Consider the following 17,704-nt stretch of genomic DNA (forward strand, 5'->3'; position numbering starts at 1 on the left):
GCCGCAGCGGACCATCTCCGGTCAAAACGGTTTTTCCACTCTTGCCATTGCGCTGATTAGTTTCATCCTCCGGGCGCTGCGCGCCCGGGGGATAGCCCAAGTGGTGGCCGAGTTCAGCGGTCAAGGCTCGTTCAATCAGGGCCTTCTTGAACGCTGCCGAGGCGTCCTCGATGGCTTCCGCTGTCATCAGCCCCTCACCAAACTGCTCAAGCAGCTCTTTGGGGATTTTGGGCAGGTCACGCAGGGGTTTCTTTTTGGTTGGCATACATGCACCTCTTACTCATGTTATGCCCGAACACAAAATTTCTGACACTCCCACGCTGTCGGGCATCGCCAATGAGCTTCTCCTGAGTCGTGCAACAATGATCGGCAACCGCATTTTCATCAGCAGTGGCACGAATACGTTTGCTTCAACCGACGGAGTCAACTGGAGCCCCTATTTTTCCAAGACGTTCCCCGGGGATTTGACGGGCGCGCCGGGGCTGGGCGTTTCCTATGCCGTTACCACGAGCGATCTGACAGCAGACAACCCACAACTGCCTGCGGACCTGGCAACGGGTCTTAGCCATACCGACTATGCGACGTTCGCCTGGCGGAGTTTTTTCGCACTGAACAATACGGCCAAGACCCCGTTGCCGGCTAACCGTGGCGTCGGCAATCCCACCGGCAGCTTTGCCGATTCGGGCAAGGCCTCACAATCTCCCAATCCCTTGTTGTGGCAAACCTTCGCTCACCGTACCGAGCTGTTTCCGGCGGGAAAACAAAAAAACTCCGCTGGCGGTCCTATACGTCCGTTTGGTTCCGACCCGCAATACAGCTACATCAATTTCCCCACTGGGGCACCCTTGGCGGCTGGCGCCACCTATGCTCATTACAACAATCTGGACGAGGCGACCCAGATAGGTCAGAACGCGATATTTTTCCCGGTCAACCCGCCGAATGCGGCGAAGACAGGAAACGACTATGCACCTTCAAACGACAGCCAGATCCTGTTCGAGGCCAAGGCGAACCCCGTCGTTTACGAATATGCGAAAGGCCTGACCAGTTTCCCGGATACTAATGTAGTGCTGCCCGACGGCGCGGTGGAGGTCAAGGCGGCATGGCGCAAGCTGGCAGACATTCCGGTACAGAATCGCGGGCGCTACCATACAGCGACGGTGGTGACCTACCAGGGCAAAGACGATGCGCCGGTGGCGCACAATGAAGACTACGCGCTGGTTGCCCTGCATATCATCCACAAGACGCCCAACTACCCGACCTTCATATTCGCCACGTTCGAGCATGAGGATGCCCTGACGTTGTCCGATGGCAAGTCGCCGAGCGGACTCTACTACATCGCCAATTACAACGAGATTGCCTACCCCGGTTCCGATACAAATCCCCCAACGGCCACTTTCTCTGACGGCAGCAAAACCCATACGGTTTTTTTACCGAAGGCGGGGCCAGTCGCCAATTCGAACCTCAATCCTCCCGTCTACTCCAACAGTAATGGAATCCCCGAGGGGCAGGCAGGCCCGATTCGTGTCGTTCAACCGCTGACCATTTATTCCGAAGTTGCGGCGGTGAACAACCAGGTCAAGCAACTCATGGATAGCAGCAGTGAGTTCGATAATTCGGTCTGGAAGCACTATCGGCTCAAAGGCGTGCAGGCCATCCCGTCGAGTACTCAAACCGATCCGGATTACTACCTGGCCAATATCATGGTCGAAAGCAGCCAGCCGGGGATTCAGCTGTTTCGTGGGAGCAACGTATTCCCGATTCCGAATAACAACACCCTGACCAATGCGCGCAACCAGCCGAACATCAAGGTGCCGGTTTATGACCACAGCACCCAAAGCCTGACCATGGGCGGTTGCATGGGGTGTCACGGCATCGCCCAGAGCTCGCTGAAACAAGGTTTCAGCTTCCTGTTCGACGCGATCAATCCCACGTTCAACAACGGTGTCACCGGCTTTGCGGGCCCAGAGACCGTAGGCTTACCTGATCCGCGCACCATGAAGGCAAGGGCGCTGAAATATTCTTTCGGTCCTCGGAACACGGCAGCCGTTGAGGACGCAAGCAAGTAGTCGTCAACCCTCTGCCCTGCAGGGTATCCGTGCTTTCCGAGGCGAATGCCTAGCTCTTTCATAAAAGAACCGGACCTTGAGTCCGGTTTTTTATGAAGCCCCGTCGATACAAAAATCACCCCCGGCGAACGCTGCTTGTCCGTTTTGTAGGAGGTTTCCAGGTCTGCCTCGGGACCTTTCGTACCTCCGTACCGGAGCCATCCGATTTCAGATGAATGGTTCCAGCAATAGCCTTAAAGCCCAATTCATTTAGTTGACGTCAAAATGGTGGCTCATTAATATCGCGCCACTATTTTGATGTCATTTTCATTCGAGGGATCGAACATGTCCTCACCCGCCTTTTGGGCGAGGTTGTGCGTGGCTTTGCTGTGCCTTTCTCCGCTGACCCTGGCTCACGCCGCCCCCACTCCAGGCGAGACGGACCTGATCCGCGAGCGCCAGAACCGTTTGCTCGAAGAGCAGCGTCGTCGCCTGGAGGAACTCAAGGACCTGCCCGGCCAGGAGGCGAAGCCGGCCCAGCCGAGCGCACCTGTCGATACCCGTTGCTTCCCCATCAAGACCATCGAGCTCAAAGGCGCCAACAGTCTTTCCGCCAGCGAGCGCGAGCATCTGCTCAAGCCCTACATTGGCCAATGCCTGGGTGTGCCGCAGCTTAACGAACTGCTCAAAGTCATCACCGACCACTACATCGAAAAGGGGCTGGTCACCAGCCGTGCCTATCTGCCGCAGCAAGACCTGTCCGGTGGGCATCTGAGCGTGCTGGTGGTGGAAGGGCGACTCGAAGGCCTGAAGGGGGCCGAGAACAGCAAGCTGTCGGACCGTGAATTGGCGATGGCTTTTCCCGGCAAGACCGGTGACCTGGTCAACCTGCGGGAGATCGAGCAGATGGTGGATCAGCTCAATCGCCTGCCGTCGAACCAGGCCAAAATGGAGCTGACCCCCGGCCAGGAAGTCGGTGGCAGTGAAGTGCGGGTCACCAATGAACCGAAAAAGCCTTGGCGCGCCGGCCTGTCGCGCAGCAACGACGGCCAGCGCAGCACCGGTGAGCAGCAGTGGGGCAGCAGCTTCGAGTGGGACAGCCCGCTGGGCCTGGCCGACCAGTTGATGTTGCGTGGCGGTCACGATGGGATGACCGATCACCAGCACACCTCCAACAACGCCATGCTTTATTACAACCTGCCTTGGGGCTGGTGGAACGTCAGCTACACCTACAGCCAGAGCGAATACCGCTCGCAAATCCCGGCCAACGGTTTCAACTTCAAGCAGACGGGCGACAGCCAGAACCATCAGGTGCGGGTCGAGCGGGTGATCCACCGCGATGCGCTGAGCAAGACTTCCCTCAACACCGGTCTTTCGTACCTGCGCACCAATAACTTCATCGAAGACAGCAAGCTTCGCGAGAGCAGCAATCGCATCAGCGAGGCGCAGTTCGGGATCAACCACGGACGGCGAGTCGGCAGTGCTTTCGTCAACCTCGACCTGGGCATGCAGGAGGGCATCGGTGCCCTGGACGCCCAGGGCGATCACGACCCGGGCCCTGGTGTGCCGGATGCGCGCTATCGCAAATACACCGCCACCGCCAGCTACCTGCAGCCTTTCAAGCTGTGGGACGAGTCCTTCAGCTTCAGCAGCCTGATGACCGGCCAGCGCAGCGAAGACGTGCTGTTCAGCCCGCAGCGCATGAGCCTGGGCGGTCAATCGTCGATTCGTGGCTACAAGGACCAATCACTGTCCGGCGACAGCGGCGGCTACTGGCGCAACGACCTGCGCTGGAGCCGCCCGGTGGCGGTGGAGTGGCTGCGCCCGGTGTTCGCCGAATACGGCACCAGCCTCGGCTATGACCAGGGCGTGATTCGCGGCGACCGCTACAACGGCGGCCAGCACGGGCGCATGTCGAGCAACTCGGTGGAGTTGTTCGCCCGCGGCGAGCACTTGAGCGCCAGTGTCACCTTCGCCCATTCCCTGGAACGCCCGGATGCCCTGACCGAGCGCGAAGCGCCGATCTACTTCCGCATTGATGCATTTCTCTAAATTTTGCTGCAACGAGACCTGAACATGGACGACCGCCAATACGCCTTCCTGGCCCGCCAACCTTCCGCAGCCCTGCACGCCCGTGACCGCTTCTGGGGCATGCCCAAGCGTGGCCTGGCGTTCCTGCTGGCCAACGTCATGTTCTGGCAACCGATGTGGGCCCAGGCCGACGGCATTGTGGTCAGCGCCCCGGGTACCGGCCTCAGTCAGGCAGGCAACGGCGTACCCATCGTCAACATCGCCAAACCCAACGGCAGTGGGCTGTCTCACAACCAGTTCAGCGACTACAACGTCGGCAGCAACGGCGTGATCCTCAACAACGCCACCGCCCGCACCCAGTCCACGCAACTGGGCGGGATCATTATCGGCAACCCGAACCTCAACGGCACGGCCGCCACCACCATCCTCAACGAAGTCAACGGCGGCAACCCCAGCCAGTTGCGCGGCTACACCGAAGTGGCCGGGCAATCGGCCCGCGTGATCGTGGCCAACCCCTACGGCATTACCTGCAACGGCTGCGGCTTCATCAATACCCCGAAGGCCACCCTGACCACCGGCAAGCCAATCATCGAGAACGGCCAGGTGAGCCGCTATCAGGTCGACCAGGGCAGCGTCGCCATCGAAGGCGCGGGCCTGAACGCCAACAACGTCGACAGTTTCGAAATCATCACTCGCAGCGCCAAGATCAACGCTGAGATTCAGGCGAAGAACCTGACCATCGTCACCGGGCGTAACGACGTCAACGCCGACACCTTGAGCGCCACGGCCCGCGCCGACGACGGCAGCGCCAAGCCGCAACTGGCTATCGACTCTTCGGCCCTGGGCGGTATGTACGCCGGCGCGATCAAACTGGTGGGCACCGAGGCCGGGGTTGGGGTGAAGCTGGATGGCAAGTTGATTGCCAGTGGCGGGGATATTCAGCTCGATGCCAGTGGGCATTTGAGCATGGTCGATACCTCGGCCGGTGGCGCTGTGAACGTCAAGGCGGCCAGCCTCGACGCCCGTGGACCGGTCTACGCCGGCACGACGTTGAACGCCCAAACCCAGGGCAATCTGACTAACCAACAAACCCTCGCGGCGCGGGACGGCATCGTCCTGAACGCGGGTGGGCAGTTGAGCAACAACGGCATTATCGAGGCCGGGGTCAACGCGGATAACACCCGTAACGCGGCGGGGGATGTGAGCCTGACGGCGCAGAGCCTGAATAACAATGGTCAGAGCGTTGTTGCCAGTCGTAACCTCACAGCCAACGTGACGCAGACGTTGAGTAACCAGGGCGGAACCCTGAGCGGCGGGCAGACCACCACGGTCAACGCCGCGACCCTGGACAATCAAAGTAAAGGACGGGTACTCAGCAGCAATACACTGAACATCACCGCCAACACACTGCTCAATACCCAGGGCACAGTCAGCAGCAACGGCAACCTGACGGCCAATGTCGGGCAGTTGAATAACACCAGTGGCGAATTCACCGGCTTGAACGGCGTTACGTTGCGCGTTGCTTCGCTGGACAACGTAGCGGGTCTGGTCGCGGCGGGGCAGGGGTTGGATATCAACGCCAGCAGCCAGGTGAACAACCGCAGCGGCCGGATCACTTCAAGCAAGAGCGTGCAGCTCAGCGCTGCGTCGATGGATAACACCGCAGGCCGCTTGCTCAGTGACGGTGCGCTCACCGCCAGCATTTCGGCGCAGTTGCTGAATCAGGCGGGATTGCTGTCTTCGGCCGGACTGCTGACCCTCAACGCGGCGAGCCTGGACAACCGTCAGAGCGGCGTCGTCACCACAAGCCAGGCTGCCAGCCTCACCGTAGGCACGTTGGATAACCGCGGTGGTGAGCTGTCGAGCCAGGGTGCCCTGGCGCTGACCGGCACCGAGCTGAGCAACGGCAACAGCGGCAAACTGATCGCCTACGACGACCTGCGCCTGACCCTGGAACGCCTGACCAACCAGAGCCAAGGGTTGATCTCCACCCGAGGCGCCCTGGCCGTCAATGCCGGGCAACTGGACAACCGCCAGGGCTCGCTTTACGCCCGGCAAGGGATGAACCTGGACCTGCGCGGGCAACTGCTCAATGCCCAAGGCAGCCTCAAAAGCGACACCAGCGCCAGCGTCAAAGCCGCCGGTATCAATAACGATGCGGGCCAGTTGACCAGCGTCGGTGCGTTGAACATCGACAGCGCCGCGACCCTGAGCAACCTCGGCGGTAGCGTGATCAGCGGTGACACGCTGGCACTGAAGGCCGGTCAGCTGAACAACACCTCCGGCCGCATCGCCAGTGGCAAAGCCCTGAATGCCAGCGTCACCGGGCTGGAGCAACAGAACGGCCAATTGGTCAGCAACACCAGCCTTTCCCTCGACCTCAACCATGGGCAATTGAACAACCAGGGCGGGCTGATCAGCACTCCCGGCGCGCTGCTGTTGAACAACCTCGCCGCCGTGAACAACCGTGACGGCGAGATCTCCAGCGACAAGGCCTTCAGCCTGATTGCAAACAGCCTGGACAACAGTGCCGGCAAGGTCGTCAGCAAGCAGGGCCTCAACCTGACCATTGCCCAGGCATTGAACAACGCCCAAGGATTGGTCTCGGCCAATGGCCTCGCCGTGCGCGCCGCCAGTCTGGACAACAGCGGCGGCACCTTGAGCAGCGACGCCGACCTGAGCGTGAACGTCGACGCAACGCTGACCAACCTGGAGGGCGAAGTGTCCAGTGCCGGTCTGACCCGGCTCAACGCGATGACCCTGAATAACCGCAACGGTCAGGTGCTGGGCGATAACGCCTTGAACATCAGCCTGGGCGGTGCGCTGGACAACCGCGAGGGTGTGCTCGGTTCGGGCAAGGTCGTGGACATCCAAGCCGCGAGCCTGAACAACGGCAACGCCGGCCAGGTGATCAGCGACGGCAGCCTGAGCGCACGCATCAGCGGCCTGCTGGACAACCAGAACCAGGGCGAAGTGATCGCCAAGGGCGCACTCAGCCTGCAAACCGGTAGCCTCGACAACCGCGGCGGTCGCCTCACCGGGGTCGACCTGCTGACCGTGCGCAGCGATTCGCTCGACAACCGTGGCGGCAACATCCGCGCCGACAAAGCGCTGCAACTGACGGTCGCGCAACTGGACAACCGCAGCAACGGGATCATCACCGGCAAGGCCGGCGTCGGTGTCGAAGTCACGCGGCTGGACAACAGCGGTGGCCTGCTGAGCAGCGTCGGCCCGCTGAACTTGAAGGCCAATGAGGTGCAAAACGCCCTTGGCCGCATCTCCAGCCAAACCGACCTCACCGCGCGGATCGATACCCTGCAACAGCAGGGCGGCGCGCTGGTCTCGCAAGGCAATCTGAGCCTGACCGGCAGTGTTCTGGATAACCGCAACGGGGGCTTGGTCGGCACCACAAAAGCGCTGGATTTGCAGGTTGGGCAGGTCGATAACCGGGCGGGCGAACTGTCCGCAGGGCTGGACGTCAAGGTCGGCGGTCAACGGCTGCAGAACAGCGACGGCGGCAAACTGATTGCCGGCAGCGCGCTTGAATTGAAAGTCGCGCAACTGATCAACCAGACCAAGGGCCTGATCCACGCCCAAGGCCGCCTCACGCTCACAGGCAGTACGCTGGACAACAGCGGTGGCGCACTCAGCAGCCTGAATGCTTTGGTGATCACACTCGACAACGCATTGTTGAACAACAAAGGCCTGATCAGCAGTGAAGGTGAACTGACCGTCAACGCCGGCAGCCTCGATAACGCCGCTGGCAGTCTGGGCAGCGCCGGTGCGTTGTCCATCGTCAGCCAGGGCGGGCTGATCAACCAGGGCGGCTCCATCAGCACCGACGCCGGGCTGAGCCTCAAAAGCGCCAGCCTGGACAATAGCCAGAAAGGCCTGATCTCGAGCAGCGCCGCCACTGAGGTCCGCACTGGTGCTTTCAACAACAGTCAAGGTGGCCGCCTGACCTCGGGCAACACCCTCAAGCTTACCGCCGCTCAGGTGAACAACGCCGCCGGCCGTATCGCCAGCAGCCAGGCCTTGAGCGCATCGGTCACCGGGCTGGATCAACAGCAAGGGGAGTTGTTCAGCAACACCAGCGTCAGCCTGGACATGAACCAGGGCCAGTTGAACAACCAGGGCGGCCTGATCAACGCCCCGGGCCTGTTGCTGCTGAGCAACCTCAAGGACGTCAACAATCAGGGCGGTGAAATTTCCAGCCGGCTAGCGTTCACCCTGGCGGCGCGGAACCTCGATAACAGCGGCGGCAAGCTGCTCAGCAATCAAGGCCTGGTCCTGAGGACAGCCCAGGCCCTGAACAACGCCAAAGGGATCATCTCGGCCGCGTCCGTGGACAGCCACAGCGCCAGCCTGGATAACAGCGATGGCCTGGTCAGCAGTCTCGATCAGCTCGATTTGAACGTAGATGCACTGCTCGACAACCAGCGCGGTTCGCTGATCGCCGACGGCGCGCTGACGTTGAACGCTGATCGCCTGGACAACCGTGCCGCCAGCATCGCCGGCAAAGCCGGGCTCAACGCTACCGTCACCGCGCTGGATAACCGTCAAGGCACGCTGGTCAGCACCACGGACCTGACAGTGAAGGCCTCCCGCCTCGACAACCGCCAGGCCGGTTTGATCGGCGCGACAAAAGTGCTGGATCTCAACGTCGACGACCTCGACAACCGTGGCGGCGAGCTGAGCGGTAACGCCGGCGTCACACTGGTGAGCAAAAACCTCGACAACAGCGACAGCGGCCAAATATTCGCCGGGCAAAGCCTGAAGCTCACCGTGGACAAGCTGCTCAACCGGACCAAAGGCCTGCTCAGTGCCAAGACCCAATTGAGCCTCGACGGCAGTTCCCTGGACAACAGCGGCGGCTATCTGGTCAGCCAGCAGAACCAGCGCATCGACCTCAGTGGCGACCTGATCAACACCCAGGGCCAACTCAGCAGCGAAGGTACCCTCGACGTCAGCGCCGCCAACCTGAGCAACAGCGGCGGCAGCTTGTCCAGCGCGGCGAACCTCACCGTTAAAAGCCTGGGCCGCCTCGACAACCAGGGCGGCGAACTGGTGACCGACGGCGCGTTATCGCTCAGCGGCACGGCCCTGGACAACCGTCAGCAAGGCAACATCAGCGGCAAGGGCGCGGTCAACGTCACCACCGGCGCGTTCGACAACAGCCAGAATGGACGCCTCAACAGTGGCAGCACGCTGAACCTCAAGGCGACCCAGGTCACCAACCAGGATGGCGGCCGTATCGGCAGCCAGGGCGCGTTGACTGCCTCGGTTTCCGGCCTGGATCAACAGGGCGGGCAGTTATTCAGCAACACCTCGCTGAGCCTGGACTTGAACAACGGCCAGCTCAACAACCAGAACGGCCTGATCAACGCACCCGGTACGTTGCTGCTGAAAAACCTCCTCGGTGTGAACAACCAGGGCGGCGAAATCTCCAGCGCCCAAGCCTTCACCCTGGCGGCGCAAAACCTCACCAACGATGGCGGCCGGCTGCTCAGCAACCAGGGTCTGACCCTGCGCATCGCCCAGGCGCTGAACAACGTCAAAGGCATGATCGGCGCGGCAACCGTCGATGCCCACGCCCAGAGCCTGAACAACAACGGGGGTGTCCTCACCAGCCGCGGCAACCTCGTCCTGGCGATCGATCGACAACTGGATAACCAGGCCCAAGGTCTCATCAGCGCCGCGCAATTGCTCACGCTCAACAGCGGCGATTTGAACAACCAGGGCGGCAGCGTGTTGGCCAGTGGTGCCTTGCTGCTCAACGCCATCGCGCTCAACAACAGCGCCAACGGCCTGATCAATGCCCAGGGTGACCTCACGCTGACTGCCAACGCGCTGGACTCCAGCGACGGCGGCGAAGTGTCGGCCAAGGGCGATATGAACCTGACCCTCGCGGCGCTCACCCAAAACGGCGGACGTCTGTTGGGCGAACAAGCCATGGCGCTGAACCTGGGCGGCCATGACCTGAACAACCGCAATGGCCTGATCACCGCTAAAGGTCCGCTGACCTTCAACGGCTTGCGCAACCTGAACAACCAGGGCGGCGAAATTTCCAGTAGCCAGAGCTTCACGCTCAGCGGTCAGACACTCGATAACAGCGGCGGCAAACTGATCAGCAGCCAGAGCCTGAGCCTAAAGGGCGATAGCTTGGTCAACCAGAACGGCTTGATCTCTGGATGGCAAGACTTGCAGGTCAGTGGCAGCAGCCTGGACAACCGCAACAACGGCACGCTCTCCAGCCGCAATGGAGACGTCGGCGTCACCCTCAGCGGAGCTCTGCTCAACAGCGCTGCCGGTGCCCTGGTCGGCCAGAAAAAACTCACTGTCAGCGCCGCCAGCCTGGATAACCGGGGCGGGATTCTGTCCAGCGGTGGCGACCAGACCCTGACCGTCACTGGCGGTTTGCTGAACAACGCCCAAGGCGGCTTGATCGACAGCGGCGCCATTCTGGTCATGAAGGCCATGACCCTGGGCAACGTCGGCGGTACTGTCAACGCACAAAAAGCCTTGAGCTTCACCGGCACCAGCCTGGACAACAGCGGCGGCAACCTGATCGGTAACGCCGCCGTGACCCTGGACTTGCTCGGCGCCCTGACCAACACCAACGGCAAGCTCGCCAGCGCCGGCCCGCTGCGGGTCGAACGCGCCACGCAGATCAACAACCAGGGCGGCCAGGTCGCCAGCCAGGGCCTGCTGACCCTGCTCACGGGCGGCCTGGACAACCGCAATCGCGGTACCGTCGCGGCCAATGATCAGCTCATCATGAACACCGCTGGTGCGGTGCAGAACGACGCCGATGGCTTGATCTACAGCCAGAACGGCGGCGTGGAAATCGACGCGGCCAGCCTTACCAACGGCAAAGGTGTGGTGCAAAGCCAAGGAGGGTTGAACCTCACGGTCGATGCGGACATCGATAACCAGAGCGGTCGAATCCAAGCGAAGGCCGGGGACGTGACCATTATCGGGCGCCATGTCGACAACCGTGGCGGCGTCCTCGCCAGCCTGCAAGGCCTGCTCACCACCCAACTGACCGGCGTGCTGAAAAACGGCTACGACCTGAACAACAACCGTCAGGGCGGCATCACCCAGGCCCAGCGCCTGAACCTGATCGCCCTCGGCGGCCTCGACAACTACGGCGGGCGCATCTCCGCGCAGACCGGCGACGCCACCGTCACCACCCGCAACTTCGACAACCGCAACGGCGGCCTCTATGCCAAAGGCAAGGTCAACGTCAGCGCCAACGATTTTGACAACAGTGGCGACAACGACGGCCAGATCGCTGGCAGCCAGATCGACTTGGACCTCACCGGCGCGTTGAACAACCGCCTGGGGATTATCGAGAGTGACAGCACCCTGGCGATCAAGGCGGCGAGCCTGGATAACCAGACCGGACAGTTGCGTGCCTTGGGCAGCAGCGGTACGACCAACTTCCAGATCGGCGGCCTGTTCGATAACCGCAATGGCACGCTGGAAACCGCCAACAATGGCCTGATCCTCAACGCCGCCAACTTCCAGAACCAGGGCGGCAGCCTGTTACACGTGGGCAGCGGCAACTTTGATATCTCCACCGCCAACCTCACCAACGCCGGCGGCAGCCTCGTCACCCGCGGCGGCTTGACGCTGACCGCCGACAGCTGGACCAACAGCAGCGTGATCCAGGCCGGACGCCTGACCGTCAACGTGAACAACCTGACTCAGACCGGGACCGGGCAGTTGCTGGCTTCTACCAGCCTGGTGGGGAACGGGGGGAATTGGAGTAACGATGGGCTGATTGCCAGTGATGGTTCGATCAGTCTGGCGTTGGGGGGGAGCTACGGAGGCAGCGGGCGGATGTCGAGCCTCGGTGGCATCGACCTGACCGCAGCGCAACTGAACTTGGGCGCGGCTTCCAGCATCGCTGGTGGTGGCGACACCACGGTAAACATCGGTGGACAACTGACCAATGCCGGGCGTCTGACCTCCAGCGCAAACCTGACCGTCCAGGCCGGGAACCTCATCAATTCCGGAACCCTGGGTTCGGCCCGGAACCTCGTATTGAAAACCCCTTCGCTGCTCAATGACCGCGGGTTGGTATTCAGCGGTGCGGACATGACGCTGGGCGTGAGCAACTTCACCAACCAGAGCGGTGATCTTTACGGGTTGGGGAATGTTTTGATGGGTGGCTATGGCGGCGCCGCACGAGCCGCCAGCGTGAACAACGTCTCCGGCTCGATGGAGAGCGGCGGCACATTCACGATCAACGCCGATGGGTTCCAGAACCGTACCGAGGGCGCGGTGGCGTCTGGTGGGCGCAAGCTGATTTCGGGGTTTATCGCCAATATATGTAATGACTGCAAAGGGGACTATTACACCTTCACGCTGGCGGCCCGTGAGGTCTTTGAAAGTGTTGACAACGACACCAGTGCCTCGGCGCTGCTGACGGCCGGCAAGGATTTCGTGTTCCAAGGCAGCAGCTTTCTCAACAGTAAAAGTACGGTGAGCGCTGGCGGCAATATCAACATCGTGGCCGACAACGTACAGAACATCGGTGCGCAGAACGGAACCATCGAGCGCACGCGCATGTACCAAGTCGCAGGTATGAGTGACGGCGGTACCGGGCGGTTCTTCGCCAACGTCCTGACGCCTTACAACCAGCGCAATAACCCTGATTTCCCATATGTCTATTACCTTGATCTGGACGGGAATATTCACAAGGCCATCCCCAAATCGACTCGCTACAGGGAAGGGGGGCGAGACGGTGAATCGTTTTCCGTGGTGGCTCTTACAGATGTCGATACAGGGGCCACTGTCAAAACACGTGGAGACTACAACCTCGTACTGCCCGGGCTGAGCTACGGCTTCGAAAACACCACGCAATCCCAGTACGACCCGAACAACCTGCTTCAGATGCCAAACCTGGATCAGTACAACCTTCTAAGTGACATCGAAATCGTCAAAGACAGTTCCGGCGCCGCCAGTACAGTCGGCAGCCGTAACGCCGTTATCCAGGCCGGCGGTAACGTCTCGATCACCGCAACCAAAGACCTGCAGAACAGTGTCATCCATGAGGACTACGCCGCCAGTGGCGGTACCAACAAGGTTGCAGACACCAAGGCCAGCGGCACCGGCACCACGGTTGTAAGGATCAACAATCAGCTGCCACCTGATCGCGCCCAGCAGCAGGTGAACCCGCTAAGCCTTCCTGGCTTCGCCTTGCCCTCCGGGCAAAACGGTCTGTTCCGCTTGAGCGGCCAAGGTGGTTCGGCTCAACAGGCCACCCAGGCCAGCACCGGCTCGCAAAACTGGAGCATGGGCAGCGCCTCGATCAGCACCCGCCAGCGTCAACAAGATCTGCCCGATGCTCAAGCTCGTGATGTCCAGGTAGGTGCTATCGCGGCGGTGGGCACCAGTGATCGGCAACTGGCCCTGATCGCTCGTCAAGCCAACGACAGCAACGTGAGCGCCAGTACGCTCAACGTCAGCGCGCCCGTTGAAGGCAGCCACTCGCTGCCAATGCCAAGTCGCAACGGCGGCGTCGGCGCCGGGACTCAAGTGGCCGCCGTGAATGTCACGGGTACCAACCTGCTCCCAACGGCACAGGTCGTTCCACAGGTGGGCAATGCGGTGGATACCCCAGCCGCCAGCCAGGCGGTCGTGCGCGTTCAAGGTGTACCGGAGACCTCCTTCAAGACCAATCCGCAGAAATACCTGATCGAGACCAACCCCGTACTCACCGACCTCAAGTCGTTCATGAGCTCGGACTACCTCCTGCAAAACCTCGGCTACGACCCGGACCAAAGCGCCAAACGTCTGGGCGATGGCCTCTACGAACAGCGCTTGATCCAACAAGCGGTCGTTGCCCGCACCGGCCAGCGTTTCATCGACGGTCAGACTAGCGACGAAGGTTTGTTCAAGTACCTGATGAACAACGCCATCGCCAGCAAGCAGGAGCTCGGCCTGTCGGTGGGCGTGACGCTGACTTCGGAGCAAGTCGCGGCGCTGACCCACGACATCGTCTGGCTCGAAGAGCACGAGGTAAACGGCGAAAAAGTCCTGGTGCCGGTGTTGTACCTGGCCCAGGCCGAAGGCCGCCTCGGGCCTACCGGTGCGCTGATCGCCGGTAATGACGTGACGCTGATCGCCGGCCAAAACCTCGATAACGTCGGCACCCTGCGCGCCGCCAACAACCTGTCGGCGACCGCAGGCAACGACCTGGTCAACAGTGGCTTGATCCAGGCCGGTAATCGTCTGGACCTGTTGGCGGTCAACAGCATCGCCAACCAGGCTGGCGGGATCCTCGCCGGGCGTGACGTCAACATCAAGGCGGTGATGGGGGACGTCGTCAACGAGCGTACCGTGACCACCGCGAACGGCAATCGGCGACAGGACTTCATGGACAGCGCCGCCCGTATCGAGGCTGCCAATGATCTGGACATGGGCGCCGGACGCGATATCAAGAGTGTCGGCAGCGTCATGGTCAGTGGGCGTGACACCACGATCGATGCCGGCCGGGACGCGATCATCGTCTCAGCCCAACAGGAAAGTGCCAGCAACAATGGTGTCCGCAAAAGCGCGGTGACGCAGTTCGGTTCCAGCGCCCAAGCAGGTCGTGACCTGGTCGTGAATGCTGGCCGGGATCTCAACGCCATCGCCAGCCAACTCGGGGCCGAGCGCAACGTCGCACTCACCGCCGGGGAGAATATGACCATCTCCTCCGCGGCTGACGAAACCCACTCTTATTCCAAAACGAAAAAAGTCACCATCCAGGAAGATCACGTCAAACAGATCGGCAGCGCCATCACCGCCGGCGGTGACGTGACGATGGGGGCCGGAAAAGACATGGCCATCATCTCCAGCCGCATCAGCGCCGGGGACGAGGCTTATCTGGTGGCGGGCGAAAACCTCGATGTGCTGGCGGCGCAGGACAGTGACTATTCGCTGTATGACAAGAAGAAAAAGGGTAGCTGGGGGAAAAAGAAGACCAAGCATGACGAGGTGACCAAGGTCACGAACGTGGGGAGTGAAATCACTGCGGGCGGTGATCTGACGTTGGTCAGTGGGGATGACCAGCGGTATCAGGCTGCGAAGCTGAACAGTGGGGGTGACCTGACTGTGCAGAGTGGAGGGGCGATTACCTTTGAGGGTGTGAAGGATCTGGTCCAGGAGACGCATACCAAGAGCAATGGCGATGCGTTCTGGACTTCATCGAAAGGAAAGGGCAACACCGACGAAACCCTGCGCCAGACCCAGATGGTGGCCGCCGGCAGCATCATGATCAAGGCGGTCGATGGGCTTCATATCGATGTTACGCAGGTCAATAAGGAAACGGTCAGCCAATCCATCGATGCGATGGTCAAGGCCGATCCGAAACTGGCCTGGCTGAAAGAAGCCGAAGCACGGGGTGACGTGGATTGGCGGCAAGTGAAGGAGATTCACGAGTCGTTCAAGTACAGCAACTCTGGGTTGGGGCCTGCTTCGCAGTTGATCATCGCGATCATGATGTCCGTGGTTATGGGCCCGGCAGGTCTGGGCGTGGTGAGCGCAGGCGCTGGTGGGGCTTTCGCCACCAGTCTGGCAACTACGGCGGTGACCAGCACCATTAACAACAAGGGCAATCTTGGGGCTGCATTTAAGGAAACGTTTAGTGCGGATAGCCTGAAAGGGGCCGCCATTGCGGGGGTTACCGCGGGCGTACTCAATTACGCGGACGAAAATTGGTTCGCGGCCGCCTCGCAAGGTTCGAAGTCGGCGAACCTGCTGACCAGCAATAACTTCACTGACGTTGCAATACGGACTGGGGGCCGAGCTGTGCTTTCCAGCGGCATCTCAACTGCCATTGGGGGAGGCAGTTTTGGTGACAACCTGAGTGCCGCGCTGATGGGCGAGGCGGGCAGTGTGGCGATGGCCACGGGGTTTAACTGGGTTGGCGATAACATCAAGTTCCCAGATGGCGGATTTCAGAAAATCGTTGCACACGCGATCATGGGTGGCCTGCTGGCTGAAGCCATGGGGAGTGACTTCAAAACGGGGGCGGTCGCCGCTGGTTTGAATGAAGCGCTGATTCCCGGCATGACCAAAATTGCGAATGGAAACCAAGAGCTGCAGGTGATGCTGTCGCAGCTAACAGGGTTGTTGGCGGCCGCCGCGGTTGGAGGCGATCTGGATACCGCCTCTAAGATCACTCAGAATGCAACCACCTTCAACTATCTGTTTCACGCGGAACTGGTTGAAAAGGAACAAAGGCTCAATGCTTGCACGTCGCCGAGCGAGTGCCAGTCCATCAGGGACTACTACAACAATCTTGACGCTGCTCGGAACAAGGAGTTTGGGCAGTTCTGTCGACAGAACCCAACGGACTGCGGGAAGATCACGCAGCAGTTGGTGGCTGAAATTCCTGAAAATGAGAAACTGCTTGAGGCGGTCAGGGTTTCCGGCAGCAAAACCAGTTTTGCAGATTCAATACAACTTTGGTTGTCTACACAAAATAACCAGCAGGCCATCAATACCAGCATTGTAGAGAAGTCCCGGTCTGAAAATGGGCAGGTAGTAGGGCTGTTGACGGACGTTGCTTTGGGTGCGCTGTATCCGGATTTGTTCGCATCGACTGCTGGGGGGAAGGGTGGTACAACTGGAATTAAGAATGGGGTTGTAGAGGACGGTGCAAATTCAGGGATAAAAAATATATATGAATCAATAAGAAAGGCCCCCCAGTACCCGGAAGGGTTTAAGGAACGAATTGGTGGGACAACAAGAAATGTAGTAAATAATATGGAAGTGCTAGATGACTTGCGAAAAGTTGAGCCTGGGAAGTGGGCGAAGGTCTACAAGGACGGCTTTGCTTCAGACGGGTCTAAAGTCTCAGTTCATTATTTTCAGAGCGAAAGTGGGAAGGTTTTCAATGTGAAAACTAAGCCCGGATGGAGTAATAACTAAATGAAAGAAATGTCTTTAGTATTGGAGGTTTTTGAGGCTGAGGAGTCTGCTAGGTTTCTGTCCGCACTATCAATAGGTCTGTTGACTTCTGTGCAAAATGGTGTGATGTCGCTGGATGAAGCTGAACGACTGCTTTTCTCGCCAAGAAGTTCGAGGGTTTTGAGGGAAAAAGGAATTTCTCCAAAAGTCACTGAGTTGCTTATGGATTGTTGTGAGTTGGAGGACGTTCTCAGTTTAATACCATCAAAATTTAACAATAATTTGCAGATGATGTTGGATAAGTTTGCGGATTTTTTGAAGGAGTCGAAAGTTAGAGAAACCGATTCCAATTTTTTAGAAATCAAATGATTAAAGTGGCGGGTTGGGGTAACAGTAGTGATGGAAAAGGGGACAGATTTATTTAGGTCAGGAAAATAAATCTGTCCCCTTTTTCCCAAGAAGTTTATCCTGGATCTGTAATTCCAAAGTCTTTTGAAATGAAGCTGCCTAATGGCCAAACAGTATGGGTGCACGGGAACGCAACGGAACATATGGCAGAGTATGCCGCCTCAAAAGCTGTCACTCACACTCCAGAAGCAGTACGGTTAACAAGTCAGGTTCAGCTGGAGAGCTTTCAGGCAGCGGTTAACAGTGCTACTAAAACCAAAATGCCCTATGGTGAGAGGATTAGCGTGGACGGTTGGCAGCTAGAGTTCAAACCG

Annotated in this window: 5 protein-coding genes; 4 read left to right on the forward strand and 1 reads right to left on the reverse strand. The window is 59.7% G+C overall.

What is annotated here, in order from left to right; translation table 11 throughout:
* A partial coding sequence (locus BM321_RS28305) for a transposase (RefSeq protein WP_139236220.1) occupies window positions 1-265 on the reverse strand: 265 nt, incomplete at its 3' end.
* Between the two features lie 22 nt (window positions 266-287).
* Here BM321_RS28305 and BM321_RS28310 point away from each other — a divergent pair.
* The 4 genes from BM321_RS28310 (at window position 288) to BM321_RS28325 (ending at window position 17,351) form a co-directional block, all read left to right on the forward strand.
* Window positions 288-2,066, forward strand: a complete 1,779-nt coding sequence (locus tag BM321_RS28310) for an exo-alpha-sialidase (protein ID WP_256573440.1) — start codon at window positions 288-290, stop codon at window positions 2,064-2,066.
* Window positions 2,067-2,390: 324 nt separating this feature from the next.
* On the forward strand, window positions 2,391-4,097 hold the full coding sequence (locus BM321_RS28315; RefSeq protein WP_092446280.1) for a ShlB/FhaC/HecB family hemolysin secretion/activation protein: 1,707 nt from the start codon (window positions 2,391-2,393) through the stop codon (window positions 4,095-4,097).
* A gap of 24 nt (window positions 4,098-4,121) precedes the next feature.
* Window positions 4,122-17,003, forward strand: a complete 12,882-nt coding sequence (locus BM321_RS28320) for a two-partner secretion domain-containing protein (protein ID WP_092446282.1) — start codon at window positions 4,122-4,124, stop codon at window positions 17,001-17,003.
* Window positions 17,004-17,351 carry a DUF3969 family protein gene (locus tag BM321_RS28325; RefSeq protein ID WP_092446284.1) on the forward strand — a complete coding sequence of 116 codons (348 nt, stop codon included), beginning with the start codon at window positions 17,004-17,006 and terminating at the stop codon, window positions 17,349-17,351.
* The last annotated feature ends 353 nt before the right edge of the window (window positions 17,352-17,704 follow it).

This window comes from Pseudomonas sp. NFIX10 (genome assembly GCF_900111955.1).
GTDB lineage: Bacteria > Pseudomonadota > Gammaproteobacteria > Pseudomonadales > Pseudomonadaceae > Aquipseudomonas > Aquipseudomonas fluorescens_AA.